The sequence below is a fragment of the Streptomyces sp. NPDC030862 genome (assembly GCF_055571835.1).
On sequence record NZ_JBVIEN010000012.1, the window covers coordinates 1 to 26,339 of the forward strand.

The 26,339-nt window shown below is 72.4% G+C and carries 16 protein-coding genes, 1 tRNA gene and 1 rRNA gene; 15 read left to right on the plus strand and 3 right to left on the minus strand.

What is annotated here, in order from left to right:
* Both rrf and ACZ42X_RS28815 read left to right on the plus strand, forming a co-directional pair.
* Positions 1 to 85, plus strand: a 5S ribosomal RNA gene (rrf, locus tag ACZ42X_RS28810); the annotation flags it as partial.
* A 215-nt stretch (positions 86 to 300) separates the two neighbouring features.
* Positions 301 to 373 (plus strand) — tRNA-Thr (locus tag ACZ42X_RS28815).
* 66 nt (positions 374 to 439) lie between these two features.
* On the opposite strand, the gene ACZ42X_RS28820 is transcribed toward ACZ42X_RS28815, so the two are convergent.
* Positions 440 to 3,088: a SpoIIE family protein phosphatase gene (locus ACZ42X_RS28820; protein ID WP_468295974.1), complete on the minus strand. Its 2,649-nt coding sequence runs from the start codon at positions 3,086 to 3,088 to the stop codon at positions 440 to 442.
* A gap of 297 nt (positions 3,089 to 3,385) precedes the next feature.
* On the opposite strand from ACZ42X_RS28820, the gene ACZ42X_RS28825 reads away from it, so the two are divergent.
* The 10 genes from ACZ42X_RS28825 to ACZ42X_RS28870 all read left to right on the plus strand — a co-directional run bounded on the left by ACZ42X_RS28825 (position 3,386) and on the right by ACZ42X_RS28870 (position 18,722).
* Positions 3,386 to 8,944, plus strand: a complete 5,559-nt coding sequence (locus tag ACZ42X_RS28825) for a HAMP domain-containing protein (RefSeq protein ID WP_468295977.1) — start codon at positions 3,386 to 3,388, stop codon at positions 8,942 to 8,944.
* A 244-nt stretch (positions 8,945 to 9,188) separates the two neighbouring features.
* On the plus strand, positions 9,189 to 9,872 hold the full coding sequence (locus ACZ42X_RS28830) for a response regulator (RefSeq protein WP_355356686.1): 684 nt from the start codon (positions 9,189 to 9,191) through the stop codon (positions 9,870 to 9,872).
* Between the two features lie 133 nt (positions 9,873 to 10,005).
* Positions 10,006 to 12,882: a DNA translocase FtsK gene (locus ACZ42X_RS28835; RefSeq protein WP_468295980.1), complete on the plus strand. Its 2,877-nt coding sequence runs from the start codon at positions 10,006 to 10,008 to the stop codon at positions 12,880 to 12,882.
* A 263-nt stretch (positions 12,883 to 13,145) separates the two neighbouring features.
* Positions 13,146 to 14,021, plus strand: a complete 876-nt coding sequence (locus ACZ42X_RS28840) for a helix-turn-helix domain-containing protein (RefSeq protein ID WP_468295983.1) — start codon at positions 13,146 to 13,148, stop codon at positions 14,019 to 14,021.
* A 127-nt stretch (positions 14,022 to 14,148) separates the two neighbouring features.
* Complete coding sequence (gene rimO / locus ACZ42X_RS28845) at positions 14,149 to 15,636, plus strand: 30S ribosomal protein S12 methylthiotransferase RimO (protein WP_468295986.1); 1,488 nt, start codon at positions 14,149 to 14,151, stop codon at positions 15,634 to 15,636.
* Complete coding sequence (pgsA, locus tag ACZ42X_RS28850; protein WP_468295989.1) at positions 15,633 to 16,400, plus strand: CDP-diacylglycerol--glycerol-3-phosphate 3-phosphatidyltransferase; 768 nt, start codon at positions 15,633 to 15,635, stop codon at positions 16,398 to 16,400. Before rimO ends, pgsA begins: the two co-directional genes overlap by 4 nt.
* Complete coding sequence (locus ACZ42X_RS28855) at positions 16,397 to 17,020, plus strand: CinA family protein (RefSeq protein WP_468295992.1); 624 nt, start codon at positions 16,397 to 16,399, stop codon at positions 17,018 to 17,020. The genes pgsA and ACZ42X_RS28855 overlap by 4 nt, the downstream gene beginning before the upstream one ends.
* Before the next feature lie 109 nt (positions 17,021 to 17,129).
* Positions 17,130 to 17,513: a helix-turn-helix domain-containing protein gene (locus ACZ42X_RS28860; protein WP_019889909.1), complete on the plus strand. Its 384-nt coding sequence runs from the start codon at positions 17,130 to 17,132 to the stop codon at positions 17,511 to 17,513.
* A 170-nt stretch (positions 17,514 to 17,683) separates the two neighbouring features.
* Entirely contained in the window at positions 17,684 to 18,169 is a 486-nt protein-coding gene (locus ACZ42X_RS28865) for a Dps family protein (protein WP_468295995.1), read from the plus strand.
* 307 nt (positions 18,170 to 18,476) lie between these two features.
* Complete coding sequence (locus ACZ42X_RS28870) at positions 18,477 to 18,722, plus strand: hypothetical protein (protein WP_468296306.1); 246 nt, start codon at positions 18,477 to 18,479, stop codon at positions 18,720 to 18,722.
* Between the two features lie 23 nt (positions 18,723 to 18,745).
* Here ACZ42X_RS28870 and ACZ42X_RS28875 read toward each other — a convergent pair whose 3' ends face one another.
* The gene (locus ACZ42X_RS28875; protein ID WP_468295998.1) at positions 18,746 to 19,552 is read right to left on the minus strand and encodes an Fpg/Nei family DNA glycosylase; all 807 of its coding nucleotides are present in this window, start codon (positions 19,550 to 19,552) and stop codon (positions 18,746 to 18,748) included.
* Between the two features lie 42 nt (positions 19,553 to 19,594).
* The gene (locus tag ACZ42X_RS28880; protein ID WP_468296001.1) at positions 19,595 to 24,235 is read right to left on the minus strand and encodes an ATP-dependent helicase; all 4,641 of its coding nucleotides are present in this window, start codon (positions 24,233 to 24,235) and stop codon (positions 19,595 to 19,597) included.
* Positions 24,236 to 24,348: 113 nt separating this feature from the next.
* On the opposite strand from ACZ42X_RS28880, the gene ACZ42X_RS28885 reads away from it, so the two are divergent.
* The 3 genes from ACZ42X_RS28885 to ACZ42X_RS28895 are packed head-to-tail and all read left to right on the plus strand — an operon-like array spanning position 24,349 to position 26,319.
* Complete coding sequence (locus ACZ42X_RS28885) at positions 24,349 to 25,233, plus strand: AraC family transcriptional regulator (RefSeq protein WP_468296004.1); 885 nt, start codon at positions 24,349 to 24,351, stop codon at positions 25,231 to 25,233.
* A 10-nt stretch (positions 25,234 to 25,243) separates the two neighbouring features.
* Positions 25,244 to 26,014 carry an AzlC family ABC transporter permease gene (locus ACZ42X_RS28890; RefSeq protein WP_468296007.1) on the plus strand — a complete coding sequence of 257 codons (771 nt, stop codon included), beginning with the start codon at positions 25,244 to 25,246 and terminating at the stop codon, positions 26,012 to 26,014.
* Positions 26,011 to 26,319 (plus strand): AzlD domain-containing protein, encoded by a 309-nt coding sequence (locus ACZ42X_RS28895; RefSeq protein WP_468296010.1) that lies wholly within the window; start codon positions 26,011 to 26,013, stop codon positions 26,317 to 26,319. Before ACZ42X_RS28890 ends, ACZ42X_RS28895 begins: the two co-directional genes overlap by 4 nt.
* Positions 26,320 to 26,339 lie beyond the last annotated feature (20 nt).

Consider the following 26,339-nt stretch of genomic DNA (forward strand, 5'->3'; position numbering starts at 1 on the left):
TTACATTCCGAACCCGGAAGCTAAGCCTTTCAGCGCCGATGGTACTGCAGGGGGGACCCTGTGGGAGAGTAGGACGCCGCCGAACAATTTTTGGGGAAAGCCCCGCACCTTCTGGTGCGGGGCTTTTCTGCGTTCCGGGTCCGATTTCTGCGTTTCGGGTCCGTCCGAGGGGGGCGTCAGGACCGTTCCCGCCTCCCGTAGTTCGTGACTCACGTGCGTCGGGAGCCGGTTATGCGAATCCGCTCGTTCGGGGTATGCTTTCTCTCGTTGCGGCGGGGAAAACCCCGAAGCGACAAGCCGGCCCCTATAGCTCAGTCGGCAGAGCGTCTCCATGGTAAGGAGAAGGTCAACGGTTCGATTCCGTTTGGGGGCTCTGATCAAGAAGGCCCCCCGCCACATGGCGGGGGGCCTTCTTCGTGTTCGGCGTTGCCGCCACGGGTCAGTCCGTGTGCGGCTCCGGGACGCGCATCGCGAGGATCGCCATGTCGTCGGAGGCCGGTTCCGCGGCGAAGCGTTCGACCGCGCGCATCACGCGGGCGGTGACCGCGCCGGCCGTCAGGCCCGTACAGGTGTGGAGGACGTCCATCAGGCCGTCGTCGCCGAGCATGCGGGAGCCCTCGCGGCGCTCGGTGACACCGTCCGTGACGCACAGCAGGACGTCGCCCGGGTCGAGCGTGACGGTCTGCTCGTACAGCTCCAGGTCCTCCATGACGCCGAGGAGCGGCTGCGGGTCGGCGGCGGGTTCGACCGTGCCGTCCTGGCGCAGACGCAGCGGGAGGGGGTGGCCGGCGCAGACGACCTTGAGGAGGGCGCTGCCGTCCTCCTGGGGCCACAGCTCGCCGTAGAGCAGCGTCAGGAAGCGACTGCGGGCTCCCTCGTCGAGGATCGCGGCGTTGAGGCGCTCCAGGACCGCCGGGCCGCCGAAGCCCTCGCGGGCCAGCAGGCGCAGGGCGTGGCGGGCCAGGCCCGTGACGGCCGCGGCCTCCGGGCCCGTACCGCAGACGTCGCCGATGGCGAAGCCGTACGCGTTGTCCCGGATCGGGAAGAGGTCGTAGAAGTCGCCGCCGACCTCGTTGCCCTCGCCGGCCGCGCGGTAGATGACGTCGACCTCGACGCCGGGTACCTGCGGGAGACCGGGGGGCAGCAGGCTGCGCTGGAGGGACTGGCTGATCGCCGTGCGCTCCGAGTACAGGCGGGCGTTGTCGAGGGCGAGGGCGGCCCGGCGGGAGAGGTCCTCGGCGAGCTCCAGGATCTCCTGGCGGAAGTGGTCGTCGGAGGGCTTGCCCAGGGTGAGCATGCCGATCACGCGGTTGCGGGCGACCAGGGGCAGGACCACCGTCTCGCCGCCGACCGCCGCGGCTGTCGCCAGCGTCGTACCGATGCCGGAGGACAGGGGTGCGGAACCGTAGCCGAGCTCGCGCATGGAGGTGCGCAGGGCGGCCTGGTGGGCGGCCTCGGAGGGGGCGGACCACACGCGGGCGCCGGGCGATGGGACGGGCTCCGGCGGGGGGATCTTGGAGAGGAGGGCCTTGAGGCCGTCGATGCGGTCCTCGTCCTCGTGGAGGACGTAGGAGAGGTACGGGTCCGAGGACTGGTCCGCGATCGTGTAGACGGCGCACCAGGTGGCCAGGGTCGGAACGGTCATCTGGGCCATCAGGGCCAGGGTCTGGTCCCGGTCCAGGGTGCCGGCGAGCAGGTCGGAGGCCTCGACGAGGAAGCTGAGGGAGCCGCGGCGGAGGCGTTCGAGCTCGCCGAGGCGGGCCGACTCGACGGCCAGGGCGATGCGGTCGGCGGCGAACTGGAGGCGCAGCGCCTCCTCGTTCGAGTAGCGGCCGGGGGCCTCGGCGGCGACGCCCAGGGAGCCGGTCAGGCGGCCCTCGACCTTGAGCGGGACGGTGACGACCGAGCGCATGCCGGTGCCGTTGAGGAGCGGTACGGCGCCGGGGACGGCGGCGAGGTCCTCGTGGACGGCGGGCATGCGGGCCGAGGAGTAGCGGCCGGTACCGGACTCGACGGGGACGCGGGCGAAGCGCTGGCGGGCGGAGGGCAGGCCCGTGGTGGCGCGTACCTCCAGCTCGGTCTCGTCGTCGGTGGCCAGCAGCAGGAAGGCGGCGTCGCCGTCGAGCATGTCGCGGGCGCGCTCCACGGTGCGCTGGAGCAAGCCGTCGAGGTCGTCGGGGGCGGGGGAGCCGATGAAGACCTCGAACGGGTCGGAGCTGCGGCCCTCGTTGTTGGAGTCGACGGGGGTGCGGGGCGGCGACTGGAGCACGGCCCGTTCGTAGTCGCGCACCAGGAGGCAGACGGTGGAGGGCTCGCCCTGGGTGTCGCGGACCCGCAGGTGGGAGGCGTACACGGGGATCACGCGCCCGTCGGCGCCGCGGACTCCGTAGCTGCCCTCCCAGCGGGACAGCCGCAGGGCCTCGGCGAGGCCGGTGCCGATGCCGGGGGTGTGGGGCCAGGCGGCGAGGTCGCCGAGCGGTTTGCCGACGACCTGGTCGGCGACGTACCCGAAGAGGTGCTCGGCGTCTTCGTTCCAGGCGGCGATGGCGCCCTTGCGGTCGATCTGGACGACGGCGACGCGGACCCGTTCGTCCGCGACCGGGAGCAGGTCGGTGGGGAGGGCCGGGCCGGCGGAGCGGGTGCCCACGGGCCGCTCGGGCAGGTCCAGCTGGAACCAGACCTGCTTCTGGGTGGGGGAGTACTCGACGCCCCAGCGGGAGGCGAGGGCGGCACACAGCAGCAGTCCGCGGCCGTTCTCACTGTCCGGGTTCAGGTCGTAGCGGCCGGTGCCCTGGAGGGGCACCTCGCGCTCCGGATAGCGGTCGGCGACCTCGACGCGGACGCCCTGCTCCGTGCGCAGGCACAGGACGTCGGCGGCGGTGCCGGCATGGACGATCGCATTGGTGACGAGTTCGCTGGTCAGGACGACGGCGTCGTCCACGACATCGGTGTATCCCCAGCCCTGGAGGGTGTCCCGGACGAAGGCCCGCGCGGTCGCGACGGACCGCCCCACAGGTTCGAAGGTGGCAGCCGCCCGAGCGGTGATCACAGAACTCCTCGTACGTGTCTCGACGCCCGGCTCAGCCATGATGCGGCTCTGCCCCTCCCCGGTGCCCGGTGGTCATACTGTGCCGCACCGCCCCCGCCGGGCGGACCGGGGCGGTTGGACAGCCGCATGCCAGGTTACTTACCTTCGCTGTCCGGGCGGATGGTGGTCACCACCGTTTCCGTCCCCCGAGGGCGGGGACGTTATGCGAAGCTGCCGAACTGTTATGGCCTCGATCGGTCGTGGTGAAACACTGGGAAGGCTCCCAGTAACAGCCGGAGGAGCAACGCCCGGGCAGTATTGCCGAGCGGTACGGTCAACCCCTGCGGGAGGGACACGGTGGAGTCTGGCGTGACGGCGCGGGGCGGCAGCACGCGCACGAAGGGCGGGCGGTCCCGGAGCAGTGGGACGGTCGAGGTGGACGCCGCCGCCCTGGAGCGGCTGCTCACGGCACTGGCGTCGATGCGGGACGGCAACTTCCGCAAGCGCCTGACGGTGACGGGCGACGGCATGATGGCGGAGATCGCCGCCGTCTTCAACGAGGTCGCCGACCGGAAGCTGCATCTGACCGGCGAGCTGCAGCGGGTGCGGCGCATGGTCGGGCGCGAGGGCAAGCTGTCCGAGCGCCTGGAGGTCGGGGCCAGCGAGGGCGCGTGGGCGCAGGCCATCGAGGCGGCGAACGCCCTGGTGGACGATCTGACGCGGCCGGTGTCGGAGGTCGGACGGGTGCTCTCCGCGGTCGCCGAGGGTGACCTGGAGCAGCGGATGGAGCTGCGCTCGGAGGGGCTGGACGGGACCGTGCGGCCGCTGCGCGGGGAGTTCCTCAAGGTCGCCCGTACGGTCAACAACCTGGTCGACCAGCTGTCCGCGTTCACCGACGAGGTGACCCGGGTCGCGCTGGAGGTCGGCACCGAGGGGAAGCTCGGCGGGCAGGCGCAGGTGCGCGGGATGTCCGGGTCCTGGAAGGACCTCCAGGACTCGGTGAACACCATGGCGTACCGGCTCACGGCCCAGGTGCGGGACATCGCGCTGGTGACGACGGCGGTCGCCAAGGGCGATCTGTCGCGGAAGGTCACCGTGCACGTGGCCGGCGAGATGCTCCAGCTGAAGAACACCGTGAACACGATGGTGGACCAGCTGTCGTCGTTCTCGTCCGAGGTCACGCGGGTCGCGCGGGAGGTCGGTACGGAGGGTGAGCTCGGCGGGCAGGCCGAGGTGCCGGGTGTGGCCGGTGTGTGGAAGGACCTGACCGACTCCGTCAACACGATGGCGGGGAACCTGACCTCGCAGGTGCGGGGCATCGCCGAGGTGACGACCGCCGTCGCCAACGGTGACCTGTCGCAGAAGGTGACGGTGAGCGCACGCGGTGAGGTGGCGCAGCTCGCCGACACGATCAACCAGATGACCGAGACGCTGCGGACGTTCGCCGACGAGGTGACCCGGGTGGCGAGCGAGGTCGGTGCCGAGGGACTGCTCGGCGGGCAGGCGCAGGTGCCGGGCGCGGCGGGCACGTGGAAGGACCTGACGGACTCCGTCAACACCGTCTTCCGCAATCTGACCACCCAGGTGCGGGACATCGCGCAGGTGACGACGGCGGTGGCGAACGGCGACCTGTCGCAGAAGGTCACCGTCGATGTGGCCGGCGAGATGCTGGAGTTGAAGAACACCGTCAACACGATGGTGGACCAGCTGTCGGCGTTCGGTTCCGAAGTGACCCGGGTGGCCCGCGAGGTGGGCGTCGAGGGCCGGCTCGGCGGTCAGGCCCATGTGCCGGGGGCCGCCGGGACCTGGAAGGACCTGACGGACTCCGTCAACACGGCGTTCCGCAACCTCACCGGTCAGGTGCGGGACATCGCGCAGGTGACGACGGCGGTGGCGAACGGTGATCTGACGCAGAAGGTCACCGTCGATGTCGCGGGCGAGATGCTGGAGTTGAAGAACACCGTCAACACGATGGTGGCGCAGCTGTCGTCCTTCGCCGACCAGGTGACGCGGATGGCCCGGGACGTGGGCACGGAGGGCCGCCTCGGCGGTCAGGCGCGTGTCGACGGCGTCTCGGGGACGTGGAAGGAGCTCACGGACTCCGTCAACTTCATGGCCGGGAACCTGACGTCGCAGGTGCGGCAGATCGCGCAGGTGACGACGGCCGTGGCGCGGGGTGACCTGTCGCAGAAGATCGACGTGGACGCGCGCGGCGAGATCCTGGAGCTGAAGAACACCATCAACACGATGGTCGACCAGCTGTCCGCGTTCGCGGAGCAGGTGACCCGGGTGGCCCGCGAGGTGGGCACGGAGGGCCGCCTCGGCGGACAGGCGCAGGTGCCGGGCGTCGCGGGCGTGTGGCGGGACCTCACGGACTCCGTCAACAGCATGGCCGGGAACCTCACCGCCCAGGTCCGTAACATCGCGCAGGTGGCGACCGCGGTGGCGCGGGGTGACCTGTCGCAGAAGATCGACGTGGACGCGCGCGGCGAGATCCTGGAGCTCAAGAACACCCTCAACACGATGGTGGACCAGCTCTCCAACTTCGCGGAGCAGGTGACCCGGGTGGCCCGCGAGGTGGGCACCGAGGGCATCCTGGGCGGGCAGGCCGAGGTGCAGGGTGTCTCCGGCACCTGGAAGGACCTGACCCAGTCCGTCAACTCGATGGCGAACAACCTGACGTCGCAGGTGCGCAACATCGCCGAGGTGACGACGGCGGTCGCGAAGGGCGACCTGTCGAAGAAGATCACCGTCGACGCGCGCGGGGAGATCCTCGACCTCGTCACGACCGTCAACACGATGGTGGACCAGCTCTCCAACTTCGCGGACGAGGTCACGCGGGTGGCCCGCGAGGTGGGTACGGAGGGCATCCTCGGCGGTCAGGCCCGGGTGCGGGGCGTCACCGGCATCTGGAAGGACCTCAGCGACAACGTCAACGTGATGGCCAACAACCTCACCTCGCAGGTGCGGAACATCTCGCGGGTGTCGTCGGCCGTCGCCAACGGCGATCTGACCAAGAAGGTGACGGTCGAGGCGCGCGGCGAGGTCGCCGAGCTCGCGAACACCGTCAACACGATGGTGACCACGCTGTCGTCGTTCGCGGACGAGGTGACGCGGGTGGCGCGCGAGGTGGGCACGGAGGGCGAACTGGGCGGCCAGGCCCGGGTGCCGGGCGTCTCGGGGACGTGGAAGGACCTGACCGAGTCGGTGAACTCGATGGCGTCCAACCTGACCGGCCAGGTGCGCCAGATCGCCGCCGTCACCACCGCCATCGCCAAGGGCGACCTCACCAAGAAGATCGACATCGACGCCCGCGGCGAGATCCTGGAGCTGAAGAACACCATCAACACGATGGTCGACCAGCTGTCGTCGTTCGCCGAGGAGGTCACGCGGGTGGCCCGCGAGGTGGGCACGGAGGGCATCCTCGGCGGCCAGGCGCGCGTACGGGACGTCGACGGCACCTGGCGCGACCTGACCGAGTCGGTGAACGAGATGGCCGGGAACCTCACCCGGCAGGTGCGCGCCATCGCGGCCGTCGCCACGGCGGTGACCCGCGGCGACCTGAACCTGAAGATCGACGTGGACGCGGCGGGCGAGATCCAGGTCCTCCAGGACAACATCAACACGATGATCGCCAACCTGCGCGACACCACCCTCGCCAACGAGGAGCAGGACTGGCTCAAGGGCAACCTGGCCCGTATCTCCGGCCTCATGCAGGGCCGCCGCGACCTCGACGACGTGGCCTCGCTGATCATGAGCGAGCTGACGCCGGTCGTCTCGGCGCAGCACGGCGCGTTCTTCCTGGCGATGCCCACGGGCGGCGGCAACGAGATCGGGGCCGACGAGGACGGCTCGTACGAGCTCGTCATGCGGGGCAGCTACGGCTACTCGGCCGGGTCGATGCCCACGACCTTCCGGCCCGGCGAGACGCTGATCGGCACGGCGGCCGAGGAGAAGCGGACCATCCAGGTCAACGTGCCGCCGGGGTACCTGAAGATCTCCTCGGGCCTCGGAGAGGCGTCCCCGGCGTACGTGATCGTGCTGCCGGTGGTCTTCGAGGGGAAGGTCCTCGGCGTGATCGAGCTGGCGTCCTTCCAGCCCTTCACCCAGATCCAGCGCGACTTCCTCAACCAGCTCGCCGAGATGATCGCGACGAGCGTCAACACCATCAGCGTCAACACCAAGACCGAGGTGCTGCTGAAGCAGTCGCAGGAGCTGACGGAGCAGCTCCGCGAGCGTTCGGCGGAGCTGGAGAGCCGGCAGAAGGCGCTGCAGGACTCCAACGCCGAGCTGGAGGAGAAGGCGGAGCTGCTGGCGCAGCAGAACCGCGACATCGAGGTGAAGAACACCGAGATCGAGGAGGCGCGGCAGGTGCTGGAGGAGCGGGCCGAGCAGCTCGCGGTCTCCATGCGCTACAAGTCCGAGTTCCTGGCGAACATGTCGCACGAGCTGCGTACGCCGCTGAACTCGCTGCTGATCCTCGCCAAGCTGCTCGCGGACAACGCCGAGGGGAACCTGTCGCCCAAGCAGGTCGAGTTCGCCGAGACCATCCACGGCGCCGGTTCGGACCTGCTGCAGCTGATCAACGACATCCTCGACCTGTCGAAGGTCGAGGCGGGCAAGATGGACGTCAGCCCGACCCGTATCGCGCTGGTCCAGCTCGTCGACTACGTGGAGGCCACCTTCCGGCCGCTGACCGCCGAGAAGGGCCTGGACTTCTCCGTACGGGTCTCGCCGGAGCTGCCCGCCACGCTGCACACCGACGAGCAGCGGCTGCTGCAGGTGCTGCGCAACCTGCTGTCGAACGCCGTGAAGTTCACCGACAGCGGGGCGGTGGAGCTGGTGATCCGCCCGGCCAAGACGGACGTGCCGCAGTCGATCCGGGAGCAGCTGCTGGAGTCGGGTTCGCTGACCGAGCCGGGCGCCGACCTGATCGCGTTCTCGGTGACCGACACCGGGATCGGCATCGCGGCCAGCAAGATGCGGGTGATCTTCGAGGCGTTCAAGCAGGCGGACGGGACGACGAGCCGCAAGTACGGCGGTACGGGCCTGGGCCTGTCGATCAGCCGGGAGATCGCGCGGCTGCTGGGCGGCGAGATCCACGCGGCGAGCGAGCCGGGCCGCGGCTCGACCTTCACGCTGTACCTGCCGCTGCACCCCAACGGGCTGCCGCCGCACGGCTACGGGCACCAGGTCCCGGGCGCGGGGCCGGAGTCCGGTGAGCTCGACGGCATGGGCCCCGAGGGCGCCGGTGGTCTGTCGGCCGCCGAGGGGCGGGCCGGCGGCTCCGGGGCGCTGTTCCGGCACCGGCGCAGGGCCCTGGGCCGGGCCGGCCAGCGGGCCGCGCTGCCCGGCCAGCCGGGGCAGCCGAGTCCGTCGGGTCCGGGTGAGTCGGGCCCGTCGGCGCAGGAGGCTCCGGCTCCGGCGGGTGCCGGCGGAACGAGCGCGTCCACGGCCTCGGGAGCCAACGGCGCCTCTGAGGCCGCGGAGTGGGCGGGCGCCGGGCAGGAGGCGTTCGAGCCGGGCCGCCGCTTCGAGTTCAGCGGCGAGAAGGTGCTGATCGTCGACGACGACATCCGTAACGTCTTCGCGCTCACCAGCGTGCTGGAGCAGCACGGCCTGGCGGTGCTGTACGCGGAGAACGGCCGCGAGGGCATCGAGGTCCTGGAGCAGCACGACGACGTGACCGTCGTCCTGATGGACATCATGATGCCCGAGATGGACGGGTACGCGACGACGACGGCGATCCGGCGGATGCCGCAGTTCGCCGGGCTGCCGATCATCGCGCTGACGGCGAAGGCGATGAAGGGCGACCGGGAGAAGGCCATCGAGTCCGGTGCTTCCGACTACGTTACGAAGCCGGTTGATCCGGACCATCTTCTCTCGGTTATGGAGCAGTGGATGCGCGGAGAGTGATCGGAGGCCGCACGAATGACGGCGAGTTGTTGACTGACTGTGGTCGAAAGCGTGTGAGAGGGCGGCATACGGGGAACCTTCTGGTCTCCCACCGCGTTTCCGCTACGTGCACAGTGACATCGCGGTGACAGGGTGTGGCGACAGGCGGGGTGCGGCTACCATGACCGGCACAAGGACGGACGGCGCAAGGGAGTCGTCCCCTGGGGCGGCGCCCGGCCAACTGCCGGGGCGAGGAGGACGGGCCATGGTGCAGAAGGCCAAGATCCTCCTGGTCGATGACCGACCGGAGAATCTGCTGGCGCTGGAGGCCATCCTCTCTGCGCTCGATCAGACGCTGGTCCGGGCATCGTCAGGGGAGGAAGCGCTCAAGGCGCTGCTGACGGACGACTTCGCGGTCATTCTCCTGGACGTCCAGATGCCGGGAATGGACGGCTTCGAGACCGCCGCGCACATCAAGCGTCGGGAACGGACACGGGACATCCCGATCATCTTCCTGACCGCGATCAACCACGGCCCGCACCACACCTTCCGGGGTTACGCGGCGGGCGCCGTGGACTACATCTCCAAGCCGTTCGACCCCTGGGTGCTGCGCGCCAAGGTCTCCGTCTTCGTCGAGCTGTACATGAAGAACTGTCAGCTGCGTGAACAGGCCGCGCTGCTGCGGCTCCAGCTCGAAGGCGGCCAGGGGGCCCAGGACGGTGCGGCCCGCGAGTCCGCCGGCCTGCTCGCCGAGCTGTCCGCGCGGCTCGCCGCCGTCGAGGAGCAGGCCGAGGCGCTCTCCAAGCAGCTCGACGACGAGTCGGCGGACGCCGCCGCCGTCGCCACCGCCGCGCACCTGGAGCGCAAACTCACCGGGCTGCGCCGGGCGCTGGACGCCCTGGAGCCGGGCAGCGGCGGCGGCTCGCCGAGCCTTCCCGCCCAGGGCTGACGCACCGGCTCCCCCTCGTTGCAGCGCGCCTCGGTGAGCGGCCGTCAGTTTCCGATGACCATACGGGCGACACGAACGGGTGAAGCTGTAGGCACACGTGTCGACGGTGCTTCACCCCGGTAACCTCACCCCCATGGCCTCACGTACGTCCGGCAAGGGTTCCCCAGGCACGGCGGGCACCGCGAAGCCGCGCGCCGCCGGCCGTACGGCGGGCGGCACCGCTCGCGTCGCCGGCGCCGCGAAGAAGGCGGCGCCCGCGAAGCCCCCCGCCAAGAAGTCCGCGCCCGCCGCCCGGAAGGGTCCCGCGAAGAAGGCGCCCGCCAAGAAGGCGGCCGGCGCGAGGAAGGCCGCAGGGGGCGCCAAGGGCGCACCGAAGGCGGCGCCGTCTCCCACCGCGGGTGTGTACCGGCTCGTACGCGCCCTCTGGCTCGGGCTCGCCCACGCCGTCGGCGCGATGCTGCGCGGCATAGGACGTGGCGCCAAGGGACTCGACCCGGCGCACCGCAAGGACGGACTGGCGCTGCTGCTGCTCGGCATCGCGCTGATCGTCGCCGCCGGCACCTGGGCCAGCCTCCGCGGTCCGGTCGGCGACCTCGTCGAGATGCTGGTCACCGGCGCGTTCGGCCGACTCGACCTGCTCGTACCGCTGCTGATCGGCGCCATCGCCGTCCGGCTGATCCTGCACCCGGAGAAGCCCGAGGCGAACGGGCGCATCGTCATCGGTCTGTCCGCCCTCGTCGTCGGCGTCCTCGGGCAGGTGCACATCGCGTGCGGCTCGCCGGGCCGGGACCAGGGCAGCGAGGCGGTGCGGGACGCGGGCGGCCTGATCGGCTGGGGGGCGTCCAAGCCGCTCGTCTTCATGATGGGCGAGGTCCTCGCCGTACCGATGCTGGTGCTGCTCACCGTCTTCGGGCTGCTCGTCGTCACGGCGACGCCTGTGTACGCCATCCCGCAGCGGCTGCGGGCCCTCGGCGTCCGGCTCGGGCTCGTCGCGCCGCAGGAGCCGGAGTGGGGCGAGGACGACGAGCGGTACGACGACCAGTGGCGCGAGGCGCTGCCCGCCCGGCCGCGGCGCCGGGCCGCCGGAGCCGGGGCCGCGGGCCCGTACGACCCGGAGCAGGCCGAGGAGGAGGCGCTCACCCGGCGCAGGCGGCCGCGCAAGCCGTCGTCCGCCGCCCCCGAGCCCGACTTCGACCGGCCCAGGGACGCGGTCGACATCGCCGCGGCGGCCGCCGCCGCGCTGGACGGGGCCGTGCTGAACGGCATGCCGCCCTCGCCGGTCGTCGCCGACCTGACGCGGGACGTGGCGGCCGACCGGGAGCGGACGGCCGACGGGCGTTCCGGCGGTTCCGGGCGTACGGCGCGCACCGGGGCCGGGGGAGCCGGCGGGGCCGGAGGCACCGGGTCCGTACCGTCCGCGCGGGGCGACGCCGGGGCGCCCGGCGGCCTCGTACCGGACCTGACCAAGCCCGCGCCGGTGCGCGACGAGACCGAGTCCCTGCCGCCGCGCGCCGAGCAGCTGCAGCTCGCCGGGGACATCACGTACGTCCTGCCCTCGCTCGACCTGCTGGAGCGCGGCGGGCCCGGCAAGACGCGCAGCGCCGCCAACGACGCGATCGTCGCCTCGCTCACGAACGTCTTCTCCGAGTTCAAGGTCGACGCGGCCGTCACCGGCTTCACCCGCGGCCCGACGGTCACGCGGTACGAGGTGGAGCTCGGCCCGGCCGTGAAGGTCGAGCGGATCACGGCGCTGACGAAGAACATCGCGTACGCCGTCGCCAGCCCCGACGTCCGGATCATCTCGCCGATCCCCGGCAAGTCCGCCGTCGGCATCGAGATCCCGAACACCGACCGAGAGATGGTCAAGGTCGGCGACGTCCTGCGGCTCGCGGACGCCGCCGGGGACGACCACCCGATGCTGGTCGCGCTCGGCAAGGACGTCGAGGGCGGCTACGTGATGGCCAACCTGGCGACGATGCCGCACGTGCTCGTCGCGGGAGCGACCGGATCCGGCAAGTCGTCGTGCATCAACTGCCTGATCACGTCCGTGATGATAAGGGCGACCCCCGAGGACGTCCGGATGGTGCTGGTCGACCCCAAGCGCGTCGAACTGACGGCGTACGAGGGCATCCCGCACCTCATCACGCCCATCATCACCAACCCCAAGCGGGCCGCCGAGGCGCTCCAGTGGGTCGTGCGCGAGATGGACCTGCGCTACGACGACCTGGCCGCGTACGGCTTCCGGCACATCGACGACTTCAACGCCGCCGTACGGGCCGGGAAGGTCAAGCAGCCGGCGGGCAGCGAGCGCGAGCTCCAGCCGTACCCGTACCTGCTGGTCATCGTCGACGAGCTCGCCGACCTGATGATGGTCGCGCCACGGGACGTCGAGGACGCCATCGTCCGCATCACCCAGCTGGCCCGCGCCGCCGGCATCCACCTGGTGCTCGCCACCCAGCGGCCCTCCGTGGACGTCGTCACCGGCCTCATCAAGGCCAACGTGCCGTCACGGCTCGCCTTCGCCACCTCCTCGCTCGCCGACAGCCGGGTCATCCTCGACCAGCCCGGCGCCGAGAAGCTCATCGGCAAGGGCGACGGGCTCTTCCTGCCGATGGGCGCGAACAAGCCGGTCCGCATGCAGGGCGCCTTCGTGACGGAGGACGAGGTCCAGGCGGTCGTCCGGCACTGCAAGGAGCAGATGGCGCCCGTCTTCCGGGACGACGTCACGGTCGGTACGAAGCAGAAGAAGGAGATCGACGAGGACATCGGCGACGACCTCGACCTGCTGTGCCAGGCCGCCGAACTGGTCGTCACCACGCAGTTCGGCTCCACCTCCATGCTCCAGCGCAAGCTGCGCGTCGGCTTCGCGAAGGCGGGCCGGCTGATGGACCTGATGGAGTCGCGCAACATCGTGGGCCCGAGCGAGGGCTCCAAGGCGCGCGACGTGCTCGTCAAACCGGATGAGCTGGATGGAGTACTCGCGGTGATCCGTGGGGAGTCCGAGACGTAAGGGAATCGGCGCGGGGCCCCCTTCGACGCGTCTCCGAGTCTCACTCGTAAGGGGATCGTGAGCAACCGTTTCCCCGCGTCGTACGTCAAGTTGGAGGGAGGGACGGACAATGGGTCTGCTGCCCGTCCCGCCCCCTGCCCCGCCCCTCGGACGCACGGCCATTCCGATGGCGTACAAAGTGCGTCCGCCCGGTTGCTTAACCCTTTCGTACCACCCATAGACTGAACCTCCAGCAGGTGGTTACACGCTCGAAAGGCGCCCTCGTGTCCATCGGCAACTCCCCCGAAGACGACCGGCCTTCGCCCCCTTCACCCCCTTCGACCGTTTCCGACGCTTCTGTCCCCTCGGATACGGAAGCGGAGGACCGCCCCTCGATCGGCCGTGCGCTCCAGCAGGCACGGATCGACGCGGGCCTGACCGTGGAAGAGGTCAGCACCTCCACGCGCGTGCGCATCCCCATCGTGCACGCCATCGAGGAGGACGACTTCTCGCGGTGCGGCGGCCACGTGTACGCCCGAGGGCACATCCGCACGCTCGCGCGCGCCGTGGGACTCGATCCCGCTCGACTGGTGGAGCAGTACGACGCGGAGCACGGCGGCCGCCCGTCGCCGACGCCCGCGGCGCCGCTCTTCGAGGCCGAGCGCATCCGCCCGGAGCGCCGCCGCCCGAACTGGACCGCCGCCATGGTCGCGGCCATCGTCGTCGTGATCGGTTTCGTCGGCTTCACCATGGTCAACGGGAACGACGGCGACTCCCGCCGCACGCAGGTGGCCGAGGGACCGGCCCCGGCGCAGAAGGCCACCCCGAAGCCCCAGCCGCCCAAGCCGGCGGTGCCGCCGCCCGCGCCGTCCGAGAGCGCGATCGCGGCCGTCCCCAAGGACAAGGTGACGGTCAAGCTCACCGCGACCGACGACAAGAGCTGGATCTCCGCGAAGGCCAGCGACGGCAAGCTGCTCTTCGACGGGCTCCTCCTCAAGGGCGACTCCAAGACCTTCCAGGACGACGAGAAGATCGACCTCATCCTGGGCAACGCCGGGGCGATCGAGCTGTTCGTGAACGGGAAGAAGGTCGAGGACCAGTTCGAGACCGGGCAGGTCGAGCGGCTGTCGTACACGAAGGGTGACCCCCAGGTCGGGTGACCGCCGGGTGATCACCGGGTGCCCCGGGGGGCCGGTGACCCCCGGTTCCGGTGACCGGAGGGCCCGGGGACGGGCGGGTGACCCCTGAGCGGCGGGGGCATGGCTGGGACGAAGTAGTCTTGAGTCCATGCCCGAACGCCGTACCGTCGCCCTTGTCACTCTTGGCTGCGCCCGTAACGAGGTGGACTCGGAGGAGCTCGCAGGCCGCTTGGCAGCGGACGGCTGGGAGCTCGTCGAGGACGCCGCCGACGCGGACGTCGCGGTCGTCAACACGTGTGGGTTCGTCGAGGCCGCCAAGAAGGACTCCGTCGACGCCCTGCTGGAAGCCAACGATCTGAAGGACCACGGCAGGACCCAGGCCGTCGTCGCGGTCGGCTGCATGGCCGAGCGGTACGGCAAGGAGCTCGCCGAGGCGCTGCCCGAGGCCGACGGCGTGCTCGGCTTCGACGACTACGCCGACATCTCCGGGCGCCTCCAGACCATCCTGAGCGGTGGCAGCGTGGAGGCCCACACCCCGCGCGACCGGCGCAAGCTCCTGCCGCTGTCCCCGGTGGAGCGCCAGCAGGCCGCCGCCGACGTCGCCCTGCCCGGGCACGGCGCCGCGGAGGCCCCCGCGGCCGCCCCCGAGGACCTGCCCGAGGGCGTCGCGCCCGCGTCCGGGCCGCGCGCCCCGCTGCGCCGCCGCCTCGACTCCAGCCCCGTCGCCTCGGTGAAGCTCGCCTCCGGCTGCGACCGGCGCTGCTCGTTCTGCGCCATCCCCTCCTTCCGCGGCTCCTTCGTCTCGCGGCGGCCGAGCGACGTGCTCGGCGAGACCCGCTGGCTGGCGGAGCAGGGCGTGAAGGAGATCATGCTGGTCTCCGAGAACAACACCTCGTACGGCAAGGACCTCGGCGACATCCGCCTCCTGGAGACCCTGCTGCCGGAGCTGGCGGCGGTCGACGGGATCGAGCGCGTACGCGTCAGCTACCTCCAGCCCGCCGAGATGCGCCCGGGGCTGATCGACGTGCTGACCTCGACCGAGAAGGTCGCCCCGTACTTCGACCTGTCCTTCCAGCACTCGGCGCCGGCCGTGCTGCGCGCCATGCGCCGCTTCGGCGACACCGACCGGTTCCTGGAGCTGCTGGACACCATCCGCTCCAAGGCACCGCAGGCCGGAGTGCGCTCGAACTTCATCGTGGGCTTCCCCGGCGAGACCGAGGAGGACTTCGCGGAGCTGGAACGCTTCCTCACGCACGCCCGCCTCGACGCCATCGGCGTCTTCGGCTACTCCGACGAGGACGGCACCGAAGCCGCCACGTACGAGGACAAGCTCGACCAGGACGTCGTCGACGAGCGGCTCGCCCATCTGTCGCGGCTCGCGGAGGAGCTCACCGCGCAGCGCGCGGAGGAGCGGATCGGCGAGACCATGGAGGTACTGGTCGAGTCGGTGGACGCCTCGCCGGACGGTGACGGTGCCGTGGGGCGGGGTCCGCACCAGGCGCCCGAGACGGACGGCCAGATCGTCTTCACGACGACCGAGGGGCTGGTGCCCGGCCGCATGGTCACGGCGAAGGTCGTGGGCACGGAGGGCGTCGACCTCATCGCCGAGTGTCTTTTCGAGGAGGCGGGCAGATGACCGGAGTCCCGGCATCCGCCGCGGGCGGTACGGGCAGGCCGACGCCGCCCGGCGGCAAGCTGGGCGCTGCGGCCGTCAACCAGGCCAGCCTCTGGAACATCGCGAACATCCTCACCATGGTGCGGCTGGTGCTCGTACCGGCGTTCGTGGTGCTGATGCTCCAGGACGGCGGGTACGACCCGGCCTGGCGCGCCTGGGCGTGGGCGGCGTTCGCCGTCGCCATGATCACGGACATCTTCGACGGGCACCTGGCCCGGGCGTACAACCTGGTCACGGACTTCGGCAAGATCGCGGACCCGATCGCCGACAAGGCGATCATGGCGGCCGGTCTGCTGTGCCTGTCGGCGCTGGGCGACCTGCCGTGGTGGGTGACCGGCGTCATCCTCTTCCGCGAGCTCGGCATCACGCTGATGCGCTTCTGGGTGATCCGGCACGGCGTCATCCCGGCGAGCCGTGGCGGCAAGATGAAGACGCTGGCGCAGGGCACGGCGGTCGGGATGTACGTGCTCATGCTCACCGGGCCGCTGGCCACGCTGCGGTGGTGGGTGATGGCGCTGGCCGTCGTCCTGACCGTGGTGACCGGCCTCGACTACGTGCGGCAGGCCGTGGTGCTGCGGCGCCGCGGCCTCGCGGCGGAGCAGGCGGCGGCCCGGCAGGCCGCCGCCGCGACGGCGGCCGGGGCGGCTCCGGGGGACGCGGCGCCGGGTGGCGCGGGGACGGCTTCGGGAGCGGGGGCGGAGAGCGGATCGGAGCCGGGCCGATGACGTCGGCGACGACTTCGTCGGGTTCGGCGGCGGGCGCCGTGGCGACTTCGCCGGGTCCGGCCGGAGCCGCCGTCGCGACGCCGGCGGCTGCGGACGAGGCGGCCCTCGCGGCGCGGGCGCTGGCGCTGCTCGCGGAGCGTAACCAAACGCTCGCCGTGGCCGAGTCCCTCACCGGCGGCCTGGTGGCCGCCGAGCTCACCTCCGTACCGGGCGCCTCCCGCTCGTTCCGCGGCTCCGTCACGGCCTACGCGACGGCGCTCAAGCGCGAGCTGCTGGGCGTGGACGGCACCCTTCTGGCGGAGCGCGGGGCGGTCGACCCGGACGTGGCACTGCAGATGGCGGCGGGTGTACGGGTCCGGCTGGATGCCGTCTGGGGGGTCGCGACGACGGGTGTCGCGGGGCCCGAACCGCAGGACGGGCAGCCGGTCGGCACGGTGTTCGTGGCGGTTTGCGGACCGCCCGACGGGCCACTCGGAGCGGGGAAAGTCGTCGCCCTGAGATTGAACGGCGACCGTGCGGAAATCCGTAAAGAGAGTGTACGGAGCGTGCTGGAGCTGCTCGCGAACGAACTCTCGGAGAATGCGCGGGCACAGGATACGGAACAGAACGGGGGGAATTGATGTTTGCAGCCCTGAGTGAACACGACATCGCTCCCCGCACGGCCGCAGCGCGAGGCGGTACGGTGGGGCGTGAAGGATGCGGCTACGCGGTCCGAGGAGGGAGCCACCGATGATTCTGCTCCGTCGCCTGCTGGGTGACGTGCTGCGTCGGCAGCGCCAACGCCAGGGCCGTACTCTGCGCGAAGTCTCCTCGTCCGCCCGAGTCTCGCTCGGCTATCTCTCCGAGGTGGAGCGGGGGCAGAAGGAGGCTTCCTCCGAGCTGCTCTCCGCGATTTGCGACGCGCTTGACGTACGGATGTCCGAGCTCATGCGAGAGGTGAGCGACGAGCTCTCGCTGGCGGAGCTGGCGGAATCGGCAGCGGCGAGTGAGCCGGTGCCGGCACCAGTGCGTCCCATGCTCAACTCTGTGTCCGTGACGTCGGTGGCGGGCGTGCCGACGGAGCGGGTGACCATCAAGGCGCCCGCCGAGGCGGTGGACGTCGTCGCCGCCTGAGCGCGCGCGCTCGTGTTGAGAGAGAGCTAGCGTTTTGAGCTGAGCCCCGGTCGGGTACCCGAGTGCCGACCGGGGCTTTCGTTTACTCCGAATGCCCGTTTTAGGTCGTATGTGTCATGGTGGACGAGGCGTGTGCGCGCACAGCCGCACGCCGGAACGGAGGATTCGGAATGACTGTCGTGAAGAGCTCTCTGCCCGACGCCGACCTCAAGGTGGTCGGCGAGGCCCTGCAAGGGACGCTGGTGGACGTGGTGGACCTGTCCCTGGTGGCCAAGCAGGTGCACTGGAACGTCGTCGGACCGCGCTTCCGCTCCGTACACCTCCAGCTTGACGAGGTCGTGGCCACCGCGCGGCAGCACGCCGACACCGTGGCGGAGAGGGCCTCGGCGCTGGGGGTGAACCCGGACGGGCGAGCCTCGACGGTCGCGTCGAGCAGCGCGATCGGGAACGTGCCGATGGGGTGGATCAAGGACGACGAGGCCGTGAAGATCATGGTGGACGCGCTCGTCGCCGTGGTCGGCCGGATGCGGGAGCGGATCGCCGCGACCGACGAGCCGGACCCGGTGACGCAGGACCTGCTGATCGCCCTGACCGCCGACCTCGAGAAGCACGCATGGATGTTCCAGGCCGAGAGCCGCCAGGCGGACAGTGTGTAAGCGGCGCGGAGCCGGATTACGCGCGCGTGGCGGTACGGGCGTTACAGGCGGTACGGCGCCGGCGGAGCGCGAGGAGCGCGTGAGGGCGGCCGGGTGCGCGCGGGAGGCGTGCACCGGTACGCCCCTCCCGCCGGTTGACTGGCCGGTCTAGCGTCGACCGGAGGAGGCGGCCATGGTACGGCGACGGGTCTCGCGGCCGGCGCCTGAACGGCGGTCGGCGGCGGCTGAACTGCCGGCGGCTGGACTGCCGGTGGCTGGACGACGGGGGCCCGGGCGCCCGGTATCCGAACGGCGGGCGCGCGCGCGGGTGGTGACGGCCGGGCGGGTGACACTGGCGCTGGTGCTGGGTGGGCTGTGGTGCTGGGCGGTGCTCCGCCTGGCCCTGGCGCCGGGTCAGGTGGGCGTCGTGGAGGGTGCCGTGGCGGCCGGCGGATGGGGGCTCAGTCTCCTGCCGGTGCACGCCGCGTCACCACCGCCGACGCGCAGGGCCTCCAAGACGTCCAGGGCCTTGAGATTCACCAGTGCGGTGCGCTGGGGCCGTTCGCGCGCCTGACGGGCTCCGGCGCCGACAAGGCGTCAACTGGCGGCGGCGGCCTCGGGGCCGGGCCCCTTCTGGCATCCGGGGCACCAGTACGAGATCCGCTCGTGCCGGTCGTCCCAGCGGATCGGGGTGCCGCAGCGGTAACAGGGCTGCTGCCTGCGGCCGTAGACGTACACCTTCTGGTCGGGGCGTGAACCCGGCATGGTGCGGCGCTCGACGCGCTCCTTGTTCTCCTCCAGCAGGCGGTGGGCGGTGGCGACGAGCCGCTCGGGCACGCCGGGCGGCAGGTCGCCGACGGGGAGCCAGGGGGTGACGCGGGCGAGGAAGGCGAGCTCGCACTTGAAGACATTGCCGATGCCGGCGAGGTTCCGCTGGTCCAGCAGCGCCTCGCCGAGAGGGCGCGCCGGGTCGGCGCACACACGGCGTACGGCTTCCTCGAAGTCCCAGTCCGGGCCGAGGAGATCGGGGCCCAGGTGGCCCACGACGGTGTGTTCGCCGCTGGTACGGATGAGGTCCAGGACGGGCAGGCGGTAGCCGACGGCGGTGTGGGCCGTGGTGGCGAGGATGGCCCGGATCTGGTGGGCGGGGCCGCCGCGCCAGCGCTCGTCGGCTGCGAAGACGCGCCAGGAGCCGTCCATCCGGAGATGGGAGTGCAGGGTCAGACCGCCCTCGATGCGGGTGAGCAGGTGCTTGCCGCGAGGAGTGACGTCGAGAACCTCCCGGCCGGTCAGATCGGCGGTGGCCAGCTTGGGGACGCGGAGGTCGGAGCGCGTCAGGAGCCTGCCCGCGAGGGCGGTGTGCAGGCGACGGGCGGTCAGCCAGACGGTGTCTCCTTCGGGCATGTCTCCATGATGGGCCAGCGCCGAGGGCCGGTGCGCTTGCGGCTACGCGCGCAGCCGCAGGCCCCGCGGAGTGGCGTGGAAACCGGCCGTCTCCAGGGCGCGGGACAGCGGCGACGTCAGGGCCGCCGTGCCGTTGATCCGCTCCACGGTGACGGTGCCCAGGGCGCCCGCGCGGGCGGCCTCGGCCAGCGCTTCGGCCGCCGCTCGCAGGACCGGGTCCTCCGGCTCGGTGGGCCAGGACAGCAGGGTCTTGCCGCCGCGCTCCATGTAGAGCGCGAGCTCGCCGTCGACGAGCACGACGAGGGAGCCCGCCTTGCGGCCCGGCTTGTGCCCGGCGCCCGTCGGGGGCTCGGGCCAGGACAGGGCGGCGCCGTACGCGTTGGCCGGGTCGGCGGCGGCGAGGACCACCGCGCGCGGGGCGGCGCCGGGCTCGGCACGGTCGCGCGCGGTCGCCGCCGCGCGGAGGCGGTCGACCGCGCCGTCCATCGCGAACTGGGCGGCGCCCAGGCCCTCGACGACATAGCCGCGGCGCGCCTGCCCACTGTCCTCGAACGCCGACAGGACACGGTACGTCGCCGAGAAGCCGCCCTCCACGCCTTCGGCGGCCACGGCGCCGCGCGTGACCACGCCGTGCCGGTCCAGCAGGGTGCGGGCCAGGGCGTGGGCGCGGTGCGTCGGGTCCGGCTCGGCGGGCGGCAGCAGCGACCAGCGGCCGCTCACGGTCGGCGGGCCGGAACGGGAGGCGGCACGGCCGGTCGGGTGGGCGGCCGCGGTGAGGGTGCCGTACCGGCCACGAGGGACGGTGCGCTTGGCGCGGTGGGCGGTGGCGCCCGCCGTACGGCCCGAGCCGAGCAGGGCGCGTAGCGGCGCGAGGGTGTCGTTGGTGAGCCGGCCGGACCAGGCCAGGTCCCACAGGGCGTCGGCGAGCTGCGGATCGGTGGCGTCGGGGTGGGTGGTGGCGCGGACCTGGTCGGCGATCTGGCGGAAGAACAGGCCGTAGCCGCCGGAGAGCGCCGTGAGGATCGACTCGTGGAGGGCGGTGAGCTCCAGGGGGTGGGGCGGGGGCAGGAGGAGCGGGGCGGCGTCGGCGAGGTAGAGCGAGACCCAGCCGTCCTTGCCGGGCAGCGCCCCGGCCCCGGCCCACAGGACCTCGCCCGTGGTGGTGAGCTCGTCGAGGAGGGTGGGCGCGTAGTGCGCCACGCGGGAGGGCAGGATCAGTTTTTCGAGCGCGGAGGCGGGGACCGGGGCGCCCTGCAACTGCTCGATGGCGCGGACCAGCCCGTCGATGCCGCGCAGGCTGCTGCTCCCGAGGTGCTGCCACTGGGGCAGGAAGGTCGCCAGGGCGGCCGGCGGGACCGGCTCCAGCTCGTGGCGGAGGGCGGCCAGGGAGCGGCGGCGCAAGCGGCGCAGAACGGCGGCGTCGCACCACTCCTGGCCGATGCCGGAGGGATGGAACTCGCCCTGGACGACCCGCCCGCTCGCGGCCAGGCGGTGCAGCGCGCCGTCGGTGACGGCGGTGCCCAGACCGAAGCGGGCGGCGGCCTGCGAGGACGTGAACGGGCCGTGCGTGCGGGCGTACCGGGCGAGGAGGTCACCGAGCGGGTCCTTCACGGGCTCGGTGAACGCCTCCGGGACGCCGACCGGCAGCGCGGTGCCCAGGGCGTCGCGCAGCCGGCCCGCGTCCTCGACGGCCGCCCAGTGGTCGGCCCCGGCGATACGGACGCGGATCGCCCTGCGCGTCCTGGCGAGGTCCTGCGCCCACGCCGGGTCGGCGCCGCGCTCCGCCAGCTCGGCGTCGCTGAGGGGGCCGAGGACGCGCAGGGCGTCGGCGGCGCCCTCCACGTCCTTGACGCGGCGGTCCTCGGCGAGCCACTGCAGCTCGCGCTCCAGCTCGGTCAGGACGTCCGCGTCGAGCAGCTCCCGCAGCTCCGCCTGGCCCAGCAGCTCGGCCAGCAGCCGCGAGTCCAGGGACAGGGCGGCCGCCCGCCGCTCGGCGAGCGGGGAGTCGCCCTCGTACAGGAACTGGGCGACGTACCCGAAGAGGAGCGAGCGGGCGAAGGGGGACGGCTCGGGGGTGGTGACCTCGACCAGGCGGACGCGGCGCGACTCGATGTCGCCCATCAGCTCCTTGAGGCCCGGCACGTCGAAGACGTCCTGGAGGCACTCGCGGACGGCCTCCAGCACGATCGGGAACGAGCCGAACTCGCTCGCCACCTGGAGCAGCTGGGCCGCGCGCTGGCGCTGCTGCCACAGGGGGGTGCGCTTGCCGGGGTTGCGGCGCGGCAGCAGCAGGGCGCGGGCCGCGCACTCGCGGAACCGTGAGGCGAAGAGCGCGGAGCCGCCCACCTGATCGGTGACGACCTGGTCGACGTCGCCCTTGTCGAAGACGACGTCGGCGGCGCCGATCGGGGCCTGCTCGCTGTCGTACTCCAGACCGGGCGCGGGCGTGGCTGCCGGGTCCGGGTCGAGCAGGTCCAGACCCATCAGGTCGGCGTCGGGCAGCCGCAGCACGATGCCGTCGTCCGCGTGCATCACCTGGGCGTCCATGCCGTACCGCTCGGCGAGGCGGGCGCCGAGAGCCAGCGCCCAGGGGGCGTGCACCTGGGCGCCGAACGGCGAGTGGACCACCACCCGCCAGTCGCCCAGCTCGTCGCGGAACCGCTCCACCAGGATGGTGCGGTCGTCCGGGACGTGACCGCAGGCGCGGCGCTGCTCGTCCAGGTACGCCAGGAGGTTGTCCGCAGCCCACGCGTCCAGGCCCGCCGCCACCAGGCGCAGCCGGGCGTCGTCCGGCTCCAGCGAGCCGACCTCGCGGAGGAAGGCCCCCACCGCGCGGCCCAGCTCCAGGGGCCGGCCCAGCTGGTCGCCCTTCCAGAACGGCAGCCGCCCCGGCACGCCCGGGGCGGGGGAGACCAGCACCCGGTCGCGCGTGATGTCCTCGATCCGCCAGGAGGAGGTGCCGAGCGTGAACACGTCGCCCACGCGCGACTCGTACACCATCTCCTCGTCGAGCTCCCCGACCCGGCCGCCGCCCTTCTTCGGGTCGGCGCCCGCCAGGAACACCCCGAACAGGCCCCGGTCGGGGATCGTGCCGCCCGAGGTGACCGCGAGGCGCTGCGCTCCCGGCCGGCCCGTGATGGTGCCGGCGATCCGGTCCCACACCACGCGCGGGCGCAGCTCGGCGAACGCGTCGGAGGGATAGCGGCCGGCGAGCATGTCCAGGACGGCGGTGAACGCCGACTCCGGGAGGGACGCGAAGGGCGCCGCGCGCCGCACCACCGCGAGCAGGTCGTCGAACTGCCAGGTGTCCAGGGCGACCATGGCCACGACCTGCTGCGCCAGCACGTCCAGCGGGTTGGACGGGATGCGCATCGACTCGATGGAACCGCTGCGCATCCGCTCGGTGACCACGGCCGCCTGCACCAGGTCACCGCGATACTTCGGGAAGACGACACCGGTGGACACCGCGCCCACCTGGTGCCCGGCCCGGCCCACGCGCTGGAGGCCCGAGGCGACGGACGGCGGCGACTCGACCTGGACCACCAGGTCCACCGCGCCCATGTCGATGCCCAGCTCCAGGCTGGAGGTGGCCACCACGGCGGGCAGGCGGCCCGCCTTGAGGTCCTCCTCGACCAGGGCACGCTGCTCCTTGGAGACCGACCCGTGGTGCGCCCGGGCCAGCAGCGGCGGGGCGCCCTTCGCCGCGCCCGACTGGGCCATCAGCTCGGCCGGTGACTGGTCCTCGGGAAGGGCCTCTCCGGTGGCGCGCTCGTAGCCGATCTCGTTGAGCCGGTTGCACAGGCGCTCGGCCAGCCGACGCGAGTTGGCGAAGACGATCGTCGAGCGGTGCGCCTGTACGAGGTCGGCGATCCGCTCCTCGACATGCGGCCAGATGGACGGCCGCTCGGCCTGGTCCGTGTCCGTGGCGGGGGAGCCCCCGAGCTCGCCGAGGTCCTCGACCGGGACGACGACGGAGAGGTCGAACTCCTTGCCGGAAGGCGGCTGGACGACCTCCACCTTCCGCTGCGGGGACAGATAGCGGGCCACCTCGTCCACCGGGCGCACCGTCGCCGACAGGCCGATGCGGCGCGCCGGTCGCGGCAGCAGCTCGTCCAGCCGCTCCAGGGACAGGGCCAGGTGCGCGCCCCGCTTCGTACCGGCGACGGCGTGGACCTCGTCGAGGATCACCGTCTCGACGCCCGACAGGGCGTCCCGGGTCGCGGAGGTGAGCATCAGGAACAGCGACTCGGGCGTGGTGATCAGGATGTCCGGCGGCCGGGTGGCCAGCGAGCGCCGCTCGGCGGCCGGGGTGTCACCGGAGCGGATGCCGACCCGCACCTCCGGCTCGGGCAGCCCCAGCCGGACCGCCTCCTGGCGGATGCCGGTCAGCGGACTGCGCAGATTGCGCTCGACGTCGACCGCGAGCGCCTTGAGCGGCGACACGTACAGCACCCGGCAGCGCTTCTTGGCGTCTGCGGGCGGCGGCGTGGCGGTGAGCCGGTCCAGCGCGGCGAGGAACGCGGCCAGGGTCTTGCCGGAACCGGTCGGCGCCACCACCAGCACGTCCGAGCCCGCGCCGATCGCCCGCCACGCGCCCTCCTGCGCGGCGGTGGGCGCGTTGAAGGCCCCCGTGAACCAGGCGCGGGTCGCGGGGGAGAAGGAGTCGAGCGCAGTCCTGGCCATGTCCACCATCGTGCACCCCGCCACTGACAATCCGGCCCGGCGGCGGGGCCGCCCGCCCGCCCGCGCCATGGACGCGCAGGTCGGAGGCGTGCGGACGGGCGCAGAATGGAATCATGGCGAGTGAACGGAACGGTGAGCGGGGCGGCGACCGGGACGGCGAGTGGGCCAGGCACTGGAACTACCCCGGAGTGCCCGGGCTCGACCTGCTCCGGGCGCGCTACGTACGCCACACCTTCGCGCGCCACAGCCACGAGGGGTTCGTCCTCGGCGCCGTCCGCCGCGGGGCCGAGGACGTGGTCATGCCGGAGGGCACGATCCGCGCCCGCCCCGGCACCGTCGTCATGATCAACCCGGAGGTGCCGCACTCCGCGCACGCCGGGGCCCCCGAAGGCTGGTCGTACGCGACCCTCTACCCGTCGTCCGCCCTGGTGGCCGGGATCGCGGCGGAGGAGACCACGCTGCGCGGTACGCCCGGCTTCGCCGAGACCATCGTCGAGGACGAGGACACCGCCCGGCTCGTCCGCGCCGTGCACCGGGCGGCCGAGGAGGGCAACGCGCTGGCCGCCGACAGCCTCCTGCGCGTCGCCATAGCCCGGCTGCTGCACCGTCACGGCCAGACGCTGCCCGCCCGCGCGCCGCTCGCCGCCGGGGCCCGCACGGCGTCCCTGGCCCGGGAGCTCCTCCAGGCGCGGATGGCCGAGCCGCCCTCCCTGGAGCAGCTCGCGCGCGAACTCGGCACCAGCCCGTTCGCCCTGCTGCGGGCCTTCAAGGCCGCCTACGGCATGCCGCCGCACACCTGGCTCACCAACGCGCGCGTGCGTGCCGCCCGTGACCTCCTGGAGGCCGGCACCGCGCCCGCGGCCGCCGCCGTCGCGGTCGGCTTCACCGACCAGCCGCACCTGAACCGGCACTTCACCCGCATCGTCGGCGTTCCACCGGGCGCTTACCAGCGCGAACGCGCAAGAACGTACAAGACCGGGAACGACCCCCGCCCGTAGCGTCCCCGGCGTGGCAGAACAGACAGCACTCACCAGAGACATCGGAGAACCGGTACAGCCGACAGCCGCACCGTCCGTGGGCAAGGCCGACAGCGCCGTCGTCCGCGACGCGCTCGGCGTCGGGCTGGCCGTCGGCCTGTCCGGCTTCGCCTTCGGCGTGACGTCGGCCGGCGCGGGGCTGAGCCTCCTGCAGACCTGCGCGCTCAGCCTCCTGGTCTTCACCGGCGCCTCGCAGTTCGCGCTCGTGGGGGCGCTCGCGGCCGGCGGGAACCCGTTCACCGCGGCGGCCGGCGCCTTCTTCCTCGGGACCCGCAACGCCTTCTACGGGCTCCGCCTGTCCCAGCTGCTCGCCCTGCCCCGCCTCGTACGCCCGCTCGGGGCCCACTGGGTCATCGACGAGACCGCCGCCGTCTCCCTCGCCCAGCCCACGCGCCGCGCCGCGCGGATCGGCTTCACCGTCACCGGCCTCACCCTGTACGTGCTGTGGAACCTCACCACGTTCCTCGGCGCCCTGGGGGCCGAGGCCATCGGCGACACCAACGCCCTGGGCCTGGACGCCGCAGGACCGGCCGTCTTCCTCGCCCTGCTCGCGCCCATGCTCCGTACGGCCACCGAGCGGGCCGTCGCCGGGCTCGCCGTCGTGCTGGGGCTCGTGTCCCTGCCGTTGCTGCCCGCGGGGGTGCCGGTGCTCGTCGCGGCGCTCGCGGCACCGGCCGTGCTGTGGTTCCAGGGGCGCGGGGCGCTCGGTGACCGCCCGGGACGGCAGGGGGCGGAGCGTTGAGCGTCTGGATCGCCATCGGCCTGACCGCCGCAGGCTGCTACCTGCTGAAGCTGACCGGTCTCCTCGTCCCGGCCGCGACCCTGGAGAGGCCGCTCGTCCAGCGACTGTCGGCGCTGCTGCCCGTCGCCCTGCTGGCCGCCCTGACCGCGCAGCAGACCTTCAGCGCGGGCGGCTCGCTGGTCGTCGACGCGCGCGGTGCCGGCCTCGCGGCCGCGGCGCTCGCGCTGGTCCTGCGCGCGCCCTTCCTGGTGGTGGTCGCCGCCACGGTGGCGGTGACGGCGGTGGTACGGGCCATGGGCGGCTGACGGCGGTCCCTCCGTGCGGG